Source organism: Deinococcus aetherius, assembly GCF_025997855.1.
In the GTDB taxonomy this organism is placed as follows: domain Bacteria; phylum Deinococcota; class Deinococci; order Deinococcales; family Deinococcaceae; genus Deinococcus; species Deinococcus aetherius.
Genome location: NZ_AP026560.1, coordinates 631,619 through 648,287, shown reverse-complemented (window position 1 = coordinate 648,287; position 16,669 = coordinate 631,619). Strand labels below are relative to the sequence as shown.

Genomic DNA, 16,669 nt, shown 5'->3' with positions numbered 1-16,669 from the left:
CGGGGGGGGCGCGTGTTAGCCTGGGCGCGATATGAGCCTCGCCCCCGGCAACGGCCCCGTGCAGATCACGCAGGAGCAGCTTCAGGCCCGCATCCAGGAACTCGGGCGGAAGATTCGCGCCGACTACCAGGGCAAGGACCCCCACCTGATCTGCGTCCTCAACGGCGCCTTCCTCTTCCACGCCGACCTCGTGCGAGCACTGGGGATACCGTGCACCATCGACTTCCTCCAGGCGAGTTCGTACGGCGACGCCAAGCAGTCGAGCGGCGAGGTCAAGCTCGTCAAGGACCTGCAATTCCCGATCAGCAACCGGCACGTCCTCCTCGTCGAGGACATCGTGGACACCGGCATCACGATGAACTACCTCCTGCACTACCTCCAGGGGCGCGGCCCCGCCAGCCTCAAGGTCGCCGCGCTGCTGAGCAAGCCCAGCCGCCGCAAGGTCGAGGTGCCCGTCGAGTACCTGGGCTTCACCATCCCCGACGCCTTCGTCTACGGCTACGGCCTCGACCGCTCCCAGTTCGACCGCAACCTGCCGTTCATCACCAGCCAGGATTGAGGGGGATAGGAAGGGGGCTTTCGGAGGTGAAGGCTCGCGCTGGAGACAAAACAGGCGTTGAAGCTCAGGAGGTGACGCTTACCACTCGGTACGTCACCTCTCGCCGTCCCAGATTCACCGCGAACGTCTCCCCCACCCGGCGCCCGAGCAGTTCCCGCCCCACCGGGCTCTCGGTGCTGATGCGCGGCAGCTCCCCGGCAATGGCCGACGCCTCGGGCGGGCTCACGAGTTGCAGCCGCAGTTCGCGCCCCGTGTCCATGTCGAGCAGCGTCACCACCGCGCCCAGGGTGGCCCGGTCGTCCTGAACCTCGGCCCGCTCGATCATCACCGCCCGCGAGAGGCTGTCCTCGATCTCGGCAATCCGCGCCAGGGTCGCCATCACCTCGCGCTGGGCGGCCTCCAGCCCCTGATTCTCCTGCTCGTTCGCCTCCATCTGCTCCTGTACCACACGCCGGGCCTCCTCCAACCGGGCGTACTCATGCGCCAACGTGCGCTGGAGGCGTTGAAAGCCTTCGGGGGTGAGGTGGAGGGGGGTGGGCATAGGGGCTTAGTTTAGGGAGCGTGGGGCCCAGGACAGTTGCCGTCAAGGCGGATGACCTTCGGAGGACCCTTTAGCGCACCTCCCACCCCGCCTGCCCCGGACCCTGTTTGCCGCCTGGGGCCACCGCGCCGCGTTTTCGTTGAGCGGCCCCACACGCAAACGTCACCTCGGGCGGGATGGGGGAAGCACCCCCCCCGTACCATGAAGGCCCATGACCCCCGCCCTGCGGCTGGACCGGGGCACCCTCGTGATGCGTGAGGTGCCGCCCTGCGCCGCGTCCCTGTTCACCTGGGACGCCCGCAGCCAGTCCTGGCGGGCGCCGGGCCGGGCCTACCGCGACGTGATGGAAACGCTGATGAGGGCAGGCGTCCCGGTGCGCGACGAAGCGGCAGCTTTTCAAAAGCTCGACCTGGGGTACGCGCGTGAGGTGCGGCCCTACCCCCACCAGCGCGAAGCATTGCAGGCCTGGAAGGCGGCGGGACGCCGGGGTGTGGTCGTTCTGCCCACCGGAGCAGGAAAAACGCTCGTCGCCCAGCTCGCCCTGCGCGACACGCCCCGCAGCACCCTGGTCTGCGTCCCCACCCTGGACCTGATGCACCAGTGGTACTCGGGCCTCCTCGCCGCCTTCCCCGACGCCGAGATCGGACTCCTGGGTGGGGGCAGCCGGGACGAGACCTCCATCCTCATCAGCACCTACGACTCGGCGGCCATCCATGCCGAACTGCTGGCGGGGAAGTACGCCCTGCACGTCTATGACGAGGCACACCACCTTCCGTCCGACTTTCACCGGGCGGTGGCCGAACTCGGGCTGGCCCCCTACCGCCTGGGCCTGACCGCCACGCCGAAACGGGGCGACGGGCGGGAGCTGCATCTGGACGAACTGATCGGCCCCGTGATCTACCACCGCAGCCCGGAGGAACTGGCAGGCGACACCCTCTCCGACTACCGCGAGGTCGTCATCCGCGTGCGGCTGAGCCCTGCCGAGCAGCGGCACTACGACGACCTGATCCGGGCCAGGAACAACTTCCTGCGGCGGAACAACATCCGGCTGGGCAGCCTCGACGGCTGGAAGCAGTTCGTGATGCAGAGCGGGTCTCCCCAGGGCCGGGCCGCCATGCTCTCCCACCGGGAGGCGCGGGGCATGGCCTACGGGACCGAGGGCAAACTCCGCGTGCTGGAGGAACTGCTGGCGAACCATCCCCACGACCGCACGCTCATCTTCACCGATGACAACGCGACCGTGTACCGCATCAGCCGCGACTTCCTGATCCCCGCCATCACTCACCAGACGCCGGTCAAGGAGCGCCACGCCCTGCTCGAACGCTTCCGGGACGGGCGCTACCGGGTCATCGTCACCAGCCGGGTGCTGAACGAGGGGGTGGACGTGCCGGAGGCCTCGGTGGCGGTCGTCCTCTCGGGCACGGCGACCGAGCGCGAGCACATCCAGCGCCTGGGCCGCATCCTGCGCCGCGCCGAGGGCAAGCAGGCCGTGCTGTACGAGGTCATCACCGAGGGCACGAGCGAGGAGCGGGTGAGCCAGCAACGGCGCGGGCAGTGGACGCCCGGCGCCGCAAGCGTCACACCCGTGTGGGAGGACCTGAATGCTTCCGACTGAACTCCTGATGTTCCGGGTCAAGGCGGGGCTGGTCGAACCCAAGCGCCTGAAGCCCCACACGAACAACCTGGGGCTGGCCGAGTCGGTCATCCACCTCTTCGAGACGAACCTCGGGAAGCGCCGGGCGGACGTGGAGGAGGATTTGAAAACCCTGGAGGCGGGCCGGGCGGACTTCAAGGTCATTCGCGGGATGGAGCACCTGCTGGCGAACGGGGCGGCCACCTTCGAGGCCGGGGGCGACGTGGAGCCAGGGACGGTGCGGGCGAAGGTCTTCGAACTCGCCCAGGCCCACCCGCCGAGCCGCCACCGCCGGGCCGACGTGCTGGAGCAGGCCGCCGCCGCTCTGTCGGGGGAGCGGAGTCTGACCCCGGAGGATCTGGCCGACCTCCTGTACGCGGACCTGCCGGACCAGCAGCGGCTGGTGGCCTTCGACCCGCCGGAGCCCAAGGAATTGCTGGAGCGCTTCAACCTCGCCCAGGCCCAGGGGATGCTCTACCGCGCCTACAGCCTCGTCATCACCGCCCGGCGCAACGAGCCCGCCCGGTACAAGCAACTGCTGAAGTACACGAAACTCTTCGGCCTGATGGTCACGGTCGAGGGGGACGCGGACTACGGCTTCACCCTGACGATGGACGGGCCCACGTCCCTCTTCGGGGGCACGACCCGCTACGGCCTGGCGATGGCGAAGTTCCTCCCCGCCCTGCTGCACGTGACCAAGTGGGACCTGACCGCCACCCTCAAGCCCCGCAAGGACCTCGCCTGGGTGGACCCCGGGGATGACGAGTGGCTGTTCGAGCTGACGAGCGAGGACGGCTACGTGAGCCACTACAAGCCGCCCGAGGAGCACGACAGCGCCCTAGAGTCGGGCTTCAGCGACCGCTTCGGCAAGCTGGGTGCGGCCTGGACCCTGGAGCGGGAGGTGGACCTCGTGCCGGTGCCCGGGGGCGTGATCGTGCCGGACTTCCGCCTCGTCCACCCGTCGGGCCGCAGCGTCCTCGTGGAGATCGTGGGCTACTGGCGCCCCGAGTACCTGCGCAAGAAGTTCGAGCTGCTGCGGAAGTCGGGGCGAGGTGACGTGATCGTCTGCGTGTCCGAGCGGCTGAACTTGGAACGCGCGGGCGTGGACCCCAGCGACTTCGACGAGAGATTGGTGTGGTTCAAGGGCGTGCTGCCACCGAAGGACGTGCTGGCGGTGGCCGAGCGGATGGTGGGGGACTCGGCGTCGGCGTGAGAGGTCTTGAGCCCCGGTTCTCCTGCCTGCCCGCCTCCATCTGATCCTGCACCACGCGCCGGGCCGCGTCCAGCCGGGCGTACTCATGCGTCAACGTGCGTTGGAGACGCTGTAAGCCTTCAGGGGTGAGGTGGAGGGGGCGGGCGTGGGAGCTTAGTTAAGGCGGAGGCGGGTGTCGAAACTGGGCAGGGAAGCCCGCCTATCATGACTACCCGGTACACTCTATACTCGGGATATGGAGATTCGGCTGAAGTTCGGGGAGTTGTTGAACGAACGGAAGGTGACCCCAAATCGCCTCGCCCAACGGCACGGGCTGGCGCGCAACACGGTCTACGCCCTGGCGCACCCCGAGCCTGGCCGCGTCCGGGTCGATCTGAACGTGCTGGCCGCCGTTATGGCCGCCGTCGAGGCGGAGACCGGACGGCCCGTGACCCTGGGCGACGTGCTGGAACTTCGGCCCGGCATTCCCGTCACCCCCGGCGATCCACGCGGTTACCGTGACCTGATCGGCCTGTTCGGCGAGGAGGACGGGCCTGGCGACATCAGCGCCCGGCACGACGAGTACCTGAACGCCGCCCTTGAGGAAGACCTTCGCCGTGAAAGCGGGCCACGTTGAGTGCACGGCGCCCCGCCCCTCGCCTAATCTACCTGGACACCGGCCCACTGTACGCCCTGGGCGCGCGTGGGGACGAGCACCACGTCCGGGCCGTGCGTGCCTTCACGGCGCTCGCCGCGCTGCCGGGGGCGAGCGTGCGTGTCCCGGCGCCCGTGGCCCTGGAACTTCACCGCCTTCGTCTGTACCGAAAGCCCAGCGATCCGGCTGCCGCGTTGCGGGAACTGCGCGCCGTCCTGGCCCGCTTTCCCCTCGCCCACCCCACGCCCGAACAGTTTGCCGCCGCCCTCGACCTGCTGGAGGAACACGGCGACCTCAGGGCCACCCTGACCGACGCGCTGCTCGCCGCCATGAGCCGGAGCGACGGGGCCCAGGTCCTGACCTTCGACGCACATCTGGGCGTCCTCGGCGCTGATCTCCGTCCAGAGGAATGAAGTCGGGAAGCCCGCCTTTCACGTGCTTCTTCTGGTCGGCGGCCCGTCTGGGTTCAGCGTGAAGGTCTTCCCCACCCGGCGCGAGGGCAGTTCCAGCCCCACCAGCCGCAAGGTCGAGGTGCCCGTCGAGTACCTGGGCTTCACCATCCCCGACGCCTTCGTCTACGGCTACGGCCTCGACCGCGCCCAATTCGACCACAACCTGCCGTTCATCACGAGTCAGGATTGAGGGGGCAAAACGGGGGGAAGGGTCCGGGCGGGAGATACGATAGGTGTAAAATTTCAGGGGATGATGCCTACCATTCGGAAGGTCACCTGCGGCCGCCCGGACTCACAATTTACGAACCGCGAATAGGGATTGACTCGGAGCGCCAAGTGTGATTAGGCGGGGAGGTCAAAGAACTTGAGGTTGTGGGCGAGGACGAGGAGGGCGACCTTGAGCCGCAAGCTCGCCATCGTCTTGACCTGCCCCCACCGCAAGCCGGAACCCACCAGCACCGAGAACGCCGACTCGATGATCTTGCGGGCAGCCGCATATTCGTCTTTCCAACGAGGGTCAGGACGCTTGGCATTGCTTTTGGGTGGCGTCAGGTACGTGCCGGACTGATAGCCTTTGTCCCCAATCTGCTTCGGCCCACCGAAGGTGGGCCAGTCGCGGTTCATCACGCACCCGACGGTGAAGTCATGCTCGTTGGCGGGCCGGAGCACGTACTGGGCGATTTTGCCATTCAGGGTCGTCCAGGCATGCAGCTTGAACCCATACACCGGGCCGGAGGTACTGAAGCCGTGTCGTGCCCCCTTGAACTTGCAACGGGGAGCGCGCTTGAAGGTGCAGACTGGGAGGGGTTCGGAGTCCACGGCCACGAAGTCCAGTGCCTGGACTTCGACACTCGCGCCCTCGATCACAGGGGTCAAGCGTTCCAGCCGGGTACGGGCCTGGACCTCCGAAGGGTAATGGGGACAGTGGTTGAGTTTGAGCATCCTCCACCAGCCCCTGAAGTAGGGTGCTTTGTGAATCCGCTGCAATAGGGCCACCGCCACCAATTCGGCGTCACTGATCTTCTCGTGGGGGTGGACCAGCTTGGATGGCATCTGGGGGGTCAGCCAGACCGTCAGGCGTCGCAGGGCGTCGGGAATGGGGAGTAGACTGAGGTCGGGACGGCACATGAGCACCGTCCCTTTGCCATTTCTCCCCCCACCCTGTCAACCCCTATTCGCGGTTACGAGTATTTGAGATAAAAGTTTTATCTTCAACCGAAGATTAGGGGGATGAGGGCGGCCAGTACAGATATGACCGCCGACACCAATAGGGCTATAATTGCAACAGCCAATCCTACTGTGGTAACCACAGATTGTGCGGTTACCGTCAGATTCTTTATGATCTCTAAAGTTTCTTTATTGTATGTTATTAGGTCATTGTTATATCTCGAAATGTCCTCTGACAATTTGCCAATACCAAAATTATCTTCTTTTGGTAGGTAGACCCTCACTTGCGCTCCATCATCAATTTCAAACGGAAGAGAGGGTATAGTCGAGTATCTACCAAACTTAACAGAAACATCGATCAAACGAAATGGTGATTGTAGAGTCCTATAGGATGCGTTGTTTTTTCCTATTCTTATATAACAGTCTAACATTTGATGAGTAAGTCGAGAAGTTTGATCTAACTTGATTGATAACTCCAGATTCCTATGAAGTAGAGACCAATGATGTAGAGTTCCCTTCCAACTACTTGGCTTCAGGATTCCAAGGTCCTTAAAAACAGGCAAGGGCGCAGGCAAGTATGTTATTTTGCGCAACTCTCTCGAAATTCTTCTACTGCTGCCCTGAACGGACTCCTGTATTTGACTCAACGACCTGAGCAGCTCTGACTGGTGCGAGTTTGAATCCTCGACTTGATCAACTGCGCCGACGTATACCTCAAACTCTTCCCCAGAGGAACCTTCTCCTGTAGGTTGAACGACTCGTATTACACGGTGGTCAACAATATTTTTTCTCAACACCAGTTCATGCTGCTGAAAGTTTGGCTTTAAGACTTTGACTAAAGCCGACAGATCAGCTGACTGAGTGCAATATTTCCAATCTGTTCTAGCGGAACATCTCAACTCTAACAAGGAAAAGTCAGTATCGTTTAGATTTGGGAACTCCACTGAATTATGGTGAATTGATCCTCCATGCTCGGCATACTGCAAATATGCTTCTACTGGCATTTCGCCCACCGCAGCAAGACGCCTTGATACAAACATTACTCCATCGAAAACAACGTCGGTTCGATACTTAACGTGGGTGTACCTCAACGTCCAAGGTAGACCTATCGGAGACCTCTCCCGAACCAGTCTTACGTTGGTATATTCAGGAGAGTCTTGTAAGTAACCAGCAAATTTGTACAGCATAGACACGTCCTGCGTATATTTTGCACTCGGATCGCGTACAAGTAGGGAAGATACATCACCTCCAAGCGTCTCAAGAGAAATTGAATCCAATAGATTCTGATAATCTTCCAAAGATGTTTGTGTTAAGAAAAAATCTTCAATATTCTGTAGCCCAAAAGATATATATTGGTTACACTGAAAGAATTTACAGATGTAAGTTCAGATCGAGGTAACACCATAAACTCCAATAGTAACCATAATCCTCTATCCGCACTTGCTATACCCGCACGCCTGGCACTTCAGGCACCCTTCTTCCCGGATCACCGCCCGTTCCTCGCACACCGGGCAGCGTTCGCGGCTCAGGCCCTCCACGCTGACGCCGCTCGGAGCAGCGGGGGCGAGGGCGGGCGCGTCCACGCTGGCCCCGGCGAGGGGCGGGAGGCTGGCGGCGTCCATGTCCTTCTGGAAGGTCTCCAGGGCGACGGCGATCAGGTCGGCCTTGGAGCCCACCAGACGACCGTTGTAGCTGCCGTACAGCCCGCCGTTGATGCCGCGCAGGGTCTTGACGAGGGCCGAGGCGGGCACGCCGTACTGCAACGCGATGCTGACCACACGCCCCAGCGCCTCGGAGTCGGCGTTCGCCTCGTCGCCCGCGCGCCCGGAGATGACCATGACCTCAACCGGCTTGCCCCCGAGGTGGTTGACAGTGACGAGGAAGGAGCGCCGGTGCCCGCTCGTCGGGTCGGTGAGCTTCACCATGTCGGTGATGCCCTGAAGGCGGGCGGGACGCTCGTAGACCGGGGCGCTGGGAGCGGCGGGGCGGGCGGCGGGCTGGACGGGCCCAGCGGCAGGGGCGACCGGAGCGGGGACGCTCTGGACCTCGGGCTGGGTCACGACCTCCCCCGTCTTCTCGCCCATGACCTCGGCCACCGCCTCGGCGGGCGTCTCCTCGGCCTTCTTCTCCTTCTTCTTGCTGGTGGAGAGCACCTGGAACTGGCGTGAGCCGTCGCGGTAGACGGTGATACCCTTGCAGCCGGTGCGGTAGGCCTCGCTGTAGGCATCCTGCACGTCCTCCACGGTGGCTTCGTGAGGCAGGTTGATTGTCTTGGACAAACTGTTCGCGGCGTGCTGCCCGCCGTCGTCGAAGGCCCGCTGCACGGTGCCCTGCATCCGCACGTGATCTTCCGGCTTGATGTCGTGGGCGCACACGAAGACCTGTTGCAGCGCCTCGGGGATAAAGGCCAGGCCCACCACCGAGCCGTGGTTCTCGCTGATCGCCTCCGTCACCTTGTCCCAATCCCAGCCGCCGTCCTTCTCCAGCCCGGCGGGCGCGGGGTACTGATTCAGCAGCTCCACGAAGAGGGGGGCGAGGAGTGCCCGGTACTCCGAACCGATCTTGCGCCAGATGAAGGGGCTGAAGACAGGCTCGATGCCGCTGGACACGCCCATGAGCATGGAGGTCGTGCCCGTCGGCGCCACGGTCAGTACGGCGACATTGCGGCGCGGCCCGTGCGGAATCTTCTTCGCGTTGCGCCCGTACACCGGGTACACGCCGCGCTCCTGACCCAGCCGCTCGCTCTCGGCCACAGCCTCTTCCCGAAGGGCAGACATGATCTCGTAGATCGCCTCTCTCCCCGCCTCGTTGTCGTAGCGCAGCCCCATCTTGATGAGGGCATCGGCGAGGCCCATCACGCCCAGGCCGAGGCGGCGCAGGTCCTGGCTCGCCACCCGGTTGTCCTCCAGCGCGAAGACGTTCACGTCGAGCACGTCGTCGAGGAAACGGACACAGGTGCGAACGTCGGCGCGGAAGGCGGCGTAGTCGAAGGTGCTGCCCTTCACGTAGGCGGCGAGGTTGATAGCACCCAAATCACACGGTTCTCCAATTGTGAGTGGGATCTCACCACATTGCCGGGTATTTACGTAACTGAAGCGAGGTTTTTCGCCTTCGGCAGATACAGTGTGGTGCCCGATGTAGTAGTTGTGGAACTCGTCCACCGTGCCGTTGTATACGTCCTCCCGCCCCACGTACTCCACCGTCACGACACGGTGATTTGCCATGCTGGCGCGTTCGGTAAGAGCGGCGTAAGTCGGCAAGCCGCCCGGATGGAGCCGCACGGGCACTCCTACCTCACGGCAATGCGCCTCCCACTCCGTCTTGAAAGGACGACGGCCTAGACGGAACTTCAGGTCGTTGAAGGCCCGCACCTGGCGCTCGCTGGTGTTCTCGCTGACCCGCCCCATCGTGGCCCGCGCTCCTTCCCGTCCAGCAGCGGAGGCACGCTTCAGGCCGCAGGGACGGCAGTAGCTCACCTCGCGGCGACTCCAGGGCTGCTCGTAATGGGTTCTGCAGTCTTCACAGGCGCGCGTGACGATGGGATAGAAGTTGCCCTCATGGCGCACAGCCACATAGCCAGAGTCAAGTGCCGATTGGTAGAGGTCGAAGTTGTGGACGATCTGACGAGACTGCCCCACACCGCGAGGCAGCACTGGGAGACCCAGATCGTTAGCCACCCGCTCGGAGAGAGCATTCACGCTCCCCAGTTCCGCCTCGCGGTGATCCGAGAAGCTCTGGGGAAGGCCGCGCTCCTTGGCGTGGGTCTGCCACTCGCGGTTCGTGAACCCCCGGCCCAGGCTTCGGGCGAGTTCGCGGGCGGCCTCCTCCAGCTCGGTATGACTCAGCCCCGAGTGGCGGCCATTGCGCTCGCCAGAGGTGGAGACACTCATGCGGCTGCGGTAGGCGTCCTTTTCCGCGTCTGTGAGCTGACCCCACCACCGCTCGCGCATGGGGTTGTTGTCACCGAGCATATCGGTGCGGTGCAGGTCGTCGTGCGCCTCCACGGTCATGACTTCCAGGTTGCCCGGATGGTTGTTCTGGGCATCGTAATCGCGGTGATGCACGACCTCGCCCGTCTTCAGGGCGCGACCAAGCGAGAAGGCGGCGATCAGCCGGTGCTCGCCCTTCGGCTTCCCCTTACCGCTGGTGAGCCACACGTAGTCCTGGCTCCGGGTCTTCGTCATGTGCGGCAGCACTTCGTCGAACTTGGCATGAAACTGCGTCAGCGACGCTACCGAATCCCCCGGCCGGAGCGCCAGCGCCTCCCGGGCCGTGCCGTCCGTCAGGTTGAACCGGTGGTTTCTCGTCACCCGGACTTTCAACCCATCGTCGAAAGTCACCTCATAGATGGGCTGGTCATACCCGGTCACGCGCGGGTTACGCATCCAGCGCACCACGACATCGCCCCGCCCATCCTTCGTGTATACGGGCACGTCCACGCCCGCCTCGGTCAGCTCACGGAAGCTCACCGCGCCTCGCCCATCTGCCACCGCGACGAGCGTATCCCCGGTCACGCAGGGGTTTGTCGACCGAATCTCGTACCGCTTCCCCAGCCCCTTCAACGCCGAGTACTCGTTCACCCGGTCCACGAAGATCAGCCCCGGCTCGCCCGTCGCCCAGGCGTGCTGCGCGATCTGGTCCCACAGCCACTTCGCCGGAAGCCCAGGCCGCTTGTCGGCGGGATTGTAGCGACCCTGCGGCGCGGCGCGGTACAGCGGCACCCCGCGAGCCCCGTCCTCGGCCCGCTCGGGCAGGGTGGGGAGGTGTCCGTTGTACATGCCTGCCTGGGGCTCCAGGTAGTACTTGCCGGGCACCTCCTGCACGTCCACGTGCCACAGCCCGTCGCGCTCCAGCGTCTGCCAGAACTTCTCGGTGACCAGGATGGAGATGTTGAAGGTGGAGATGTCGCCCTCGGCGGCCTCGCGGTCGAGGTCCTTGGCGGTCAGGAAGTCGAGCACATCGGGGTGCTCGATGGAGATAGTCGCCATCCCAGCGCCGCGCCTCGTGTTGTGGCTGACCATCCCGTTCGCCAGATACGTGTGGTTCTCCTCCACCGAGATGTCGAGGGTCAGGATGCGCTCGCCCGGCGTCACGCCCTGAACGCGGACGTAATACTCGTCATGGTCGAAGGCGGGCAGAGCATTGGCGATCTGCGGGTTCAGGGCGAGGGCCGCGTAGCCGCTGGCGGTCAAGCCACGCTCGCCCCGGATGTACCGCGAGAGGGTCTTGCGCGTCCCGGTGTAAGCCGAGGGGCTGCCCTTGCGCCCGGCGGGGAGGCTGCCGTGCACGCCCGCCAGCAGACCGGACGCGTGGGGCAAGGGCCACGCGGACTCGCGGGCTGGGTCAGGTTGGAAGGACCCCAATGCCTCGAAGCGCGAGCCGAGCAGCCAGCCCACACGCTCGACGTACCGCTCCAGGCCCTTGCCGCTGACGACGTTGAGGCGGTAGTGCTCGCGCTTGGAGTAGCGGTTCGGCAGGGCCTCGTACCGGGTGAGCTTGGCCGGGATGCCCAGGCCGCCCAGCAGCACCACCACGTCCTCGGCCAATTGGCGTGAGGCGGCGGAGAGTTGCGGGTAGCCGTGCAGCAGCGTACCGTCGGCCTCGAACAAGCCGCGCAGGAACGCGCCGAGGACGGGGCGGGGCGCCTGGCGAACGGGGCGCGGCACCTCCAACGTGAGGGCCTTGCCCTTCAACAGGTCATTGCGTTCCAGCCACGCCACCAGCGCCGCCGAGCGCGTGACGAAGACGACGCTGCGGTCGTCCTCCTTTTGCTCCTGCCGCAGTTCCAGCCCGAAGAGGTCGCGGAAGAGGCGCGGGGTCTCTTCCATCATCGGGGAGCCGTGCGCGACGGCGAAGCCCACGCGGTTGCCGCTCACGAAGCCGTCGCCCCACAGGTAGCCGAGCCAGAAGGCGAGGTCTTCGGTCAGCGTTTCGGGCGTGCGGATGCACTTGGTGTTGAAGTGCAGCTCCGGCAGCGGTTCGAGCAGGGCGGGCGTGCCGGTGTGCCCGTCGAGCACCTGAATCGCCCAGTCGCCGGACTGGAGTTCGTCGAAGCGCACCCACTCGTGCGAGCCGTCCTCCCGCAGCACCTTGAGCTTGTGGTTGGGCGTGCCCTGGAGGGTTAGCCCGTTTTCCAACCCAACCCGAAGCGTGTCCGCCAACCCGTTGTTGAACCCTTCCGGGCTGTGTCGCCAACCCTCGTCGGTGGCGACCTCCAGCGCGTGCCCCTGGTGCCCGAAGCTCCGCGCGTCCACGAGTTCACGCAGTCGCAAGGTACCCCGGCTGGTGTGCACGAGGGTATCGGGGTGCAGACAGCCTCCCTGCCTCACAACACGCAGCACCGGCGCATACACGAACCGCAGCGTATTGATCGGCCCGCTCGTCTCCCCGCCCCGGTTGGCCCACTCCAGGAAGTTGTCGAAAATCTCCATCAGGAAGGAGACCGGACCGCTGCTCGTGCCGCCCGAGCCCTTGATGGGCGCCCCCTCCGGCCGCATCTCGGAGAGGTCGATGCGGGGCTCGACGCCCACCTTGGCGCTCTCGGCGACTGCCCGGGCCGCGTCGATGATGCCGCCCATGTCGTCGGCGACGGCCTGCACGCCCTCGGGGAGCGCGCGGACGATCTGCACTCCATTCAAGCGGGCGCTGGCGACAAGTTCGGCGGGGATGGCGTGGCCATACACTACCCGGGTCCAGTTCCGCACCGCGACGGGCTGCTTCTCCCCGTCGGGCTGGGTGGGGGGCCGCATCAGCCCCTCGATGAAGTCGCCCACGTCGGGGTGGGTGGCGCTCATATAGGCCCAGCCGCGCACGCCCGCGTCGGGGCGGCTGGAGGCGGCGCGGGGCGTGTACACGTCGAGGTTGACCCCGTTGCCGCCGCCCACCTTGGTCACCAGGGCGAGCTTCTTGGCGACTTCCATGACGCCGTCGAAGCTCTCAGGATTATGTTCTGTACTACCTTGCACAAAGCAGTTGAGAACGTTCCCGTGTTGCGTCCCAGCCCCCGCCAGCACGCGCCCGCCGGGGCAGAACTTCTTCTCGGCCATCAGGTCGTAGTACTTCTGCGCCCACGCGAGCCGCGCCTCGGGCACCTCCGCCCCCGCCACCCAGTCGGCGATGCGGCGGAACATGCCGCCCAGGTCGCCGTCCCCCGCCTGGAGGTACTGCCGCTTGGCGATGTGATGGGCGTTCTCGTCGAAGTTGCTGAGGCTGCGGTCGGGCGCGGTGGTCATGGGCAGGGCTCCTCGGGAAAAGGGACAGCAGAAGACCTCACCTCCCCGGGAAGGGGCGGTGCGGGGCGGACGAGGTGGCCCGGTCAGAGGGGCCGCTCACAGATGGTTGACTGTACCACCATCAGGCGGAGGGTACAATGTCTTGTACCTGTACTCGATTTGGTGTACCAGATAGCGCACCCTGGGGTGAGATAGTGCGACGCGCATCCGAGGCCACCTCAGCACACCACTCCCGGGCCGTGCCTGCAAGGGGAATTCCCGCAGAAAGGGGACCGACCCCGGATGAGGTCCGGATGCCTGCCTCCGACCCTCCTCTCAGCACGTGGGGAACTGCCAAGGCGGCCAGCGCCCCTTCCCCCTCGTCGCCTCAACCCAGCTTGATCAGGAACCGCCCGCACGACGGGCACTTCACGGGGGGCAACTTGCCCTGCGCCGCGCGCTGCTGGACGTTGACCGGGAGGTTCACGTTGCAGCCGGTGCAGCGCCCGCCCTGAATCTCGGCGAGGCCGAGGCCCTTCTTGGCCCGGCGGATCAGGTCGTACTCCTTGACCGTGCGGGAGTCGAGGGAGGCGACGAGCGTGGCGCGTTCCTCGCGCATCCCGGCGCCCTGGTCGCGCAACCCCCCCACGCGGGCCTCGTCCTGAGCTTCCAGTTCGGCGAGGCGGGGGCGCAGGGCGCGGTGCTCGGCGCGCAGTTCGGCGGCCCGGTTGCCCAGGTCGCGGGCCCGCTCACGCAAGGGCGCGAGGTCCTCCTCCATCTCCTCGGCGCGTTCCCCGAGCATCTGGATGCGGCTGCCGTACTGGGACTGGGTGCGGGCGTCGAAGGCGTTCTTGTCCTGCTCCTCGCGGGCCCGGGCCATCTGGTCTCGGGTCCCGGCGAGGTCCTGTTCGAGCTGCCGGATTCTCTTCTCCACGCCCTCCAGGGTGATCTCGGTGTCCTCCAGCTCGTTGTTCAGGCGCTCCTGCCCGGCGCGGGCCTCCCGCAGGGGCTCCGGAATGCTGGCCTCTTCCGCCCGCAGCCGGTCGAGGTCCAGGTCGAGCTGCTGGACACGGTACAGGCGCTGAAAGGGTCCGGTGTCACTCATCGGGGCCAGTGTACCCCCGCCTGACGCGCCGGGCGCCGGGAGCACCTTCAGGAAGTGCCCCGGGAACGGGGGTCCCCTGACCATATCCTCAGGAGGTGGGGCCCGCGCTCGCCCGCGCCGCCGGGTGTCCGCTGCGGCGGGCCGGGCGGTACAGCCCCAGGTAGATCAGCACGACGCTCCCCGCGTACATCAGCAGGGTCCAGGCGAACAGCACGTTGAAGGCCACGCCGAAGGGCAGCGCCCCCGCACCACCCTGGACATGAGGCTGCTCACGGCCCAGCCCGCGTCCCAGGCGATCAGGTTGACCCCGGAGGACATCGGGCGGTCCTCCTCGGGGAGGGCGGACATCGCGTAGGCGGTGTAGACCGGGCCCGCCGCGTTCATCAGGGCGCCGCGCGTAAGAAGCGCCGCACTCACCATCCAGAACTGCGGCGCATAGCCCAGCACGGCCAGGAAGGGCAGGCTCGCCGCCTGCACGACGAGCACGGCGGTGAGTTGCCCGAGCCGCCGCACGAGCAGGGGTTGCAGCAGGGCGGTGGCCGCCGTGGCGAGGCTCATCCAGGCGAAGAGGGTCCCAAGCCCAGCGTAGTCCACCCCGAATTTGCCCTCGATGAACGCGTTGAGAAAGGGGATGGTCGCCCCCGCCCCCAGCCCCACGAGGACATTCGGGGCCACCAGCCGGATCATCGTGAGCCTGTCGCGCACGGCGAGGGAACGGCCCCCCGGGCGCGGCTTGCCGCTGGGATGCAGGAGGAGCACCGGCAGCAGCCCCGCGATCTGGAAGGCCGCCGAGACGAGCAGCGCGGCCCGCAACGCCTCCAGACTGTCTGGGGCCGTGCCGGTTGCGGCCGCGTAGGCCCCGGGCACCCGCCCGCCCAGGAGGTTGCCCAGGAAGCCCGCGCCGGTCATCAGGGCGCTTTGCACGCTGAACAGGGTCACGCGGGTCGACTCGTCGCTGTGGTTCGCCATGAAGGGCGACCCGGAGACCGAGAGCAGCGCCGCCCCCGCCCCCTGCACGAGCGCCCCTGCGAGAGCGGCCCCGAGTCCCAGCGCCCGCAGGTAGAAGTTGAGAAAGAGCGCCGCGAACGCCTGCGACAGCCCGAAGGTGAAGGCCGAGGCGAGGTACAGCCAGAGTTGGCGGGAGAAGCGCCAGGTCACGCCAGCCCTCTGCTCCTCACGCCTCCACCCCGATCTGCGGACAGAAGGCGAGCATCGCGCACTCGGCGCAACGCGGGCGGCGGGCCACACAGACGCGGCGCCCGTGCAGGATCAGGGCGTGGTGCAAGAAGACCCAGCGCTCCCGGGGGAAGAGCTGCCCCAGGTCGGCCTCCACCCGGTCGGGATTGGTGTGCGCGCTCAGGCCGAGCCTGCGGGCGAGGCGGCCCACGTGGGTGTCCACGGCGATGGCGGGATAGCCGTAGGCGTTGCTCAGGACCACGTTGACGGTTTTGCGCCCGGCACCGGGCAGGGCGACGACCGCCTCGAAGTCGTTCGGCACCTCGCCGCCGTGCCGCTCGACGAGGAGCCGGGCGAGGGCCGCGAGGTTGCGCGCCTTGGCCCGCGACAGGCCGATGGCGCGGATCAGGGGTTCGAGGTCTTCGGGGCTGGCCCCGCTCATCGCGTGGGCGTCGGGGTAACGGGCGAACAGCGCGGGTGTGGCGGCATTGACGCTCACGTCGGTCGCCTGGGCGCTCAGGACAGTGGCGACGAGCAGCTCGAAGGGAGTGCGGAAGACGAGTTCGGTGCGGGCGTCCGGGTACAGGGCCTCCAGCGCCGAGAGCACGAGCGGGGCGCGTTCATAGGCACCGTCGGGAAGAGGGGAGGTCTTGGGGGGCACGGGGGGCAGCCTAGCTCCCCGCCTCCCCGCCGGGGTGGTGGAGGAACGCAGTTGCCACACGCAACCTCGAGGCGGCCTTCACCGTACTGGAGGCATGAGAACTCTGTCCCTGATCTTCGGCATCCTCGCCGCGCTCGGGCTGCTGCTGGGGCTGCTGCCCTTCTTCGGGTGGCTGAACTGGCTCTTCGTGTTGCCGCCCGCCGTGCTGGGGCTGATCTTCGGCGCCCTCGCCCGTGACCGGGGGGCCCTGACCCTCAGCGCAGTCGTGGCCCTCCTGGGGGCGCTGCGGCTGATGCTGGGCGGGGGGCTGATCTGAG

General features: G+C 66.1%; 12 protein-coding genes and 2 pseudogenes. 7 read left to right on the top strand and 7 right to left on the bottom strand.

Features of this window, described 5'->3' with window-relative positions; translation table 11 throughout:
- Positions 1-31: 31 nt before the first annotated feature.
- The gene (gene hpt, locus DAETH_RS03415; RefSeq protein WP_264776525.1) at positions 32-559 is read left to right on the top strand and encodes a hypoxanthine phosphoribosyltransferase; all 528 of its coding nucleotides are present in this window, start codon (positions 32-34) and stop codon (positions 557-559) included.
- 64 nt (positions 560-623) lie between these two features.
- Here the strand turns inward: hpt and DAETH_RS03410 are convergent, their stop codons facing one another.
- Complete coding sequence (locus DAETH_RS03410; protein WP_264776524.1) at positions 624-1,100, bottom strand: GreA/GreB family elongation factor; 477 nt, start codon at positions 1,098-1,100, stop codon at positions 624-626.
- 211 nt (positions 1,101-1,311) lie between these two features.
- Here DAETH_RS03410 and DAETH_RS03405 point away from each other — a divergent pair, with 211 nt between their 5' ends.
- From DAETH_RS03405 to DAETH_RS03385, 5 genes and pseudogenes are all read left to right on the top strand, one after another.
- Positions 1,312-2,715, top strand: coding sequence for a DEAD/DEAH box helicase family protein (locus tag DAETH_RS03405; protein ID WP_264776523.1), 1,404 nt, complete (start codon positions 1,312-1,314; stop codon positions 2,713-2,715).
- On the top strand, positions 2,702-3,946 hold the full coding sequence (locus tag DAETH_RS03400; RefSeq protein WP_264776522.1) for a DUF790 family protein: 1,245 nt from the start codon (positions 2,702-2,704) through the stop codon (positions 3,944-3,946). Before DAETH_RS03405 ends, DAETH_RS03400 begins: the two co-directional genes overlap by 14 nt.
- Before the next feature lie 235 nt (positions 3,947-4,181).
- Complete coding sequence (locus tag DAETH_RS03395) at positions 4,182-4,562, top strand: helix-turn-helix domain-containing protein (RefSeq protein ID WP_264776521.1); 381 nt, start codon at positions 4,182-4,184, stop codon at positions 4,560-4,562.
- The gene (locus tag DAETH_RS03390; RefSeq protein ID WP_264776520.1) at positions 4,559-4,993 is read left to right on the top strand and encodes a type II toxin-antitoxin system VapC family toxin; all 435 of its coding nucleotides are present in this window, start codon (positions 4,559-4,561) and stop codon (positions 4,991-4,993) included. The genes DAETH_RS03395 and DAETH_RS03390 overlap by 4 nt, the downstream gene beginning before the upstream one ends.
- 91 nt (positions 4,994-5,084) lie before the next feature.
- Positions 5,085-5,222, top strand: a pseudogene (locus DAETH_RS03385) (hypoxanthine phosphoribosyltransferase); the annotation flags it as partial.
- 152 nt (positions 5,223-5,374) lie between these two features.
- Here DAETH_RS03385 and DAETH_RS03380 read toward each other — a convergent pair.
- The 6 genes and pseudogenes from DAETH_RS03380 to nth form a co-directional block, all read right to left on the bottom strand.
- Positions 5,375-6,160 carry an IS982 family transposase gene (locus DAETH_RS03380; protein WP_264774389.1) on the bottom strand — a complete coding sequence of 262 codons (786 nt, stop codon included), beginning with the start codon at positions 6,158-6,160 and terminating at the stop codon, positions 5,375-5,377.
- An 83-nt stretch (positions 6,161-6,243) separates the two neighbouring features.
- Entirely contained in the window at positions 6,244-7,386 is a 1,143-nt protein-coding gene (locus tag DAETH_RS03375; protein WP_264776519.1) for a hypothetical protein, read from the bottom strand.
- Positions 7,387-7,629: 243 nt separating this feature from the next.
- Entirely contained in the window at positions 7,630-13,431 is a 5,802-nt protein-coding gene (locus DAETH_RS03370; RefSeq protein WP_264776518.1) for an LAGLIDADG family homing endonuclease, read from the bottom strand.
- Between the two features lie 367 nt (positions 13,432-13,798).
- On the bottom strand, positions 13,799-14,515 hold the full coding sequence (locus DAETH_RS03365) for a zinc ribbon domain-containing protein (protein WP_264776517.1): 717 nt from the start codon (positions 14,513-14,515) through the stop codon (positions 13,799-13,801).
- An 88-nt stretch (positions 14,516-14,603) separates the two neighbouring features.
- Positions 14,604-15,673: pseudogene (locus DAETH_RS03360) on the bottom strand (MFS transporter).
- A 16-nt stretch (positions 15,674-15,689) separates the two neighbouring features.
- Entirely contained in the window at positions 15,690-16,352 is a 663-nt protein-coding gene (nth, locus tag DAETH_RS03355; protein ID WP_264776516.1) for an endonuclease III, read from the bottom strand.
- 94 nt (positions 16,353-16,446) lie between these two features.
- Here nth and DAETH_RS03350 point away from each other — a divergent pair, with 94 nt between their 5' ends.
- On the top strand, positions 16,447-16,668 hold the full coding sequence (locus DAETH_RS03350; protein ID WP_264776515.1) for a hypothetical protein: 222 nt from the start codon (positions 16,447-16,449) through the stop codon (positions 16,666-16,668).
- Position 16,669: the final 1 nt, after the last annotated feature.

What these genes read in the sequence shown, in the direction of transcription:
- hpt (WP_264776525.1), top strand. Translation starts at nt 32, where the DNA reads ATGAGCCTCGCCCCCGGCAACGGCCCCGTGCAGATCACGCAGGAGCAG.
- DAETH_RS03410 (WP_264776524.1), bottom strand. Translation starts at nt 1,100, where the DNA reads ATGCCCACCCCCCTCCACCTCACCCCCGAAGGCTTTCAACGCCTCCAG.
- DAETH_RS03405 (WP_264776523.1), top strand. Translation starts at nt 1,312, where the DNA reads ATGACCCCCGCCCTGCGGCTGGACCGGGGCACCCTCGTGATGCGTGAG.
- DAETH_RS03400 (WP_264776522.1), top strand. Translation starts at nt 2,702, where the DNA reads ATGCTTCCGACTGAACTCCTGATGTTCCGGGTCAAGGCGGGGCTGGTC.
- DAETH_RS03395 (WP_264776521.1), top strand. Translation starts at nt 4,182, where the DNA reads ATGGAGATTCGGCTGAAGTTCGGGGAGTTGTTGAACGAACGGAAGGTG.
- DAETH_RS03380 (WP_264774389.1), bottom strand. Translation starts at nt 6,160, where the DNA reads ATGTGCCGTCCCGACCTCAGTCTACTCCCCATTCCCGACGCCCTGCGA.
- DAETH_RS03375 (WP_264776519.1), bottom strand. Translation starts at nt 7,386, where the DNA reads ATGCTGTACAAATTTGCTGGTTACTTACAAGACTCTCCTGAATATACC.
- DAETH_RS03370 (WP_264776518.1), bottom strand. Translation starts at nt 13,431, where the DNA reads ATGACCACCGCGCCCGACCGCAGCCTCAGCAACTTCGACGAGAACGCC.
- DAETH_RS03365 (WP_264776517.1), bottom strand. Translation starts at nt 14,515, where the DNA reads ATGAGTGACACCGGACCCTTTCAGCGCCTGTACCGTGTCCAGCAGCTC.
- DAETH_RS03350 (WP_264776515.1), top strand. Translation starts at nt 16,447, where the DNA reads ATGAGAACTCTGTCCCTGATCTTCGGCATCCTCGCCGCGCTCGGGCTG.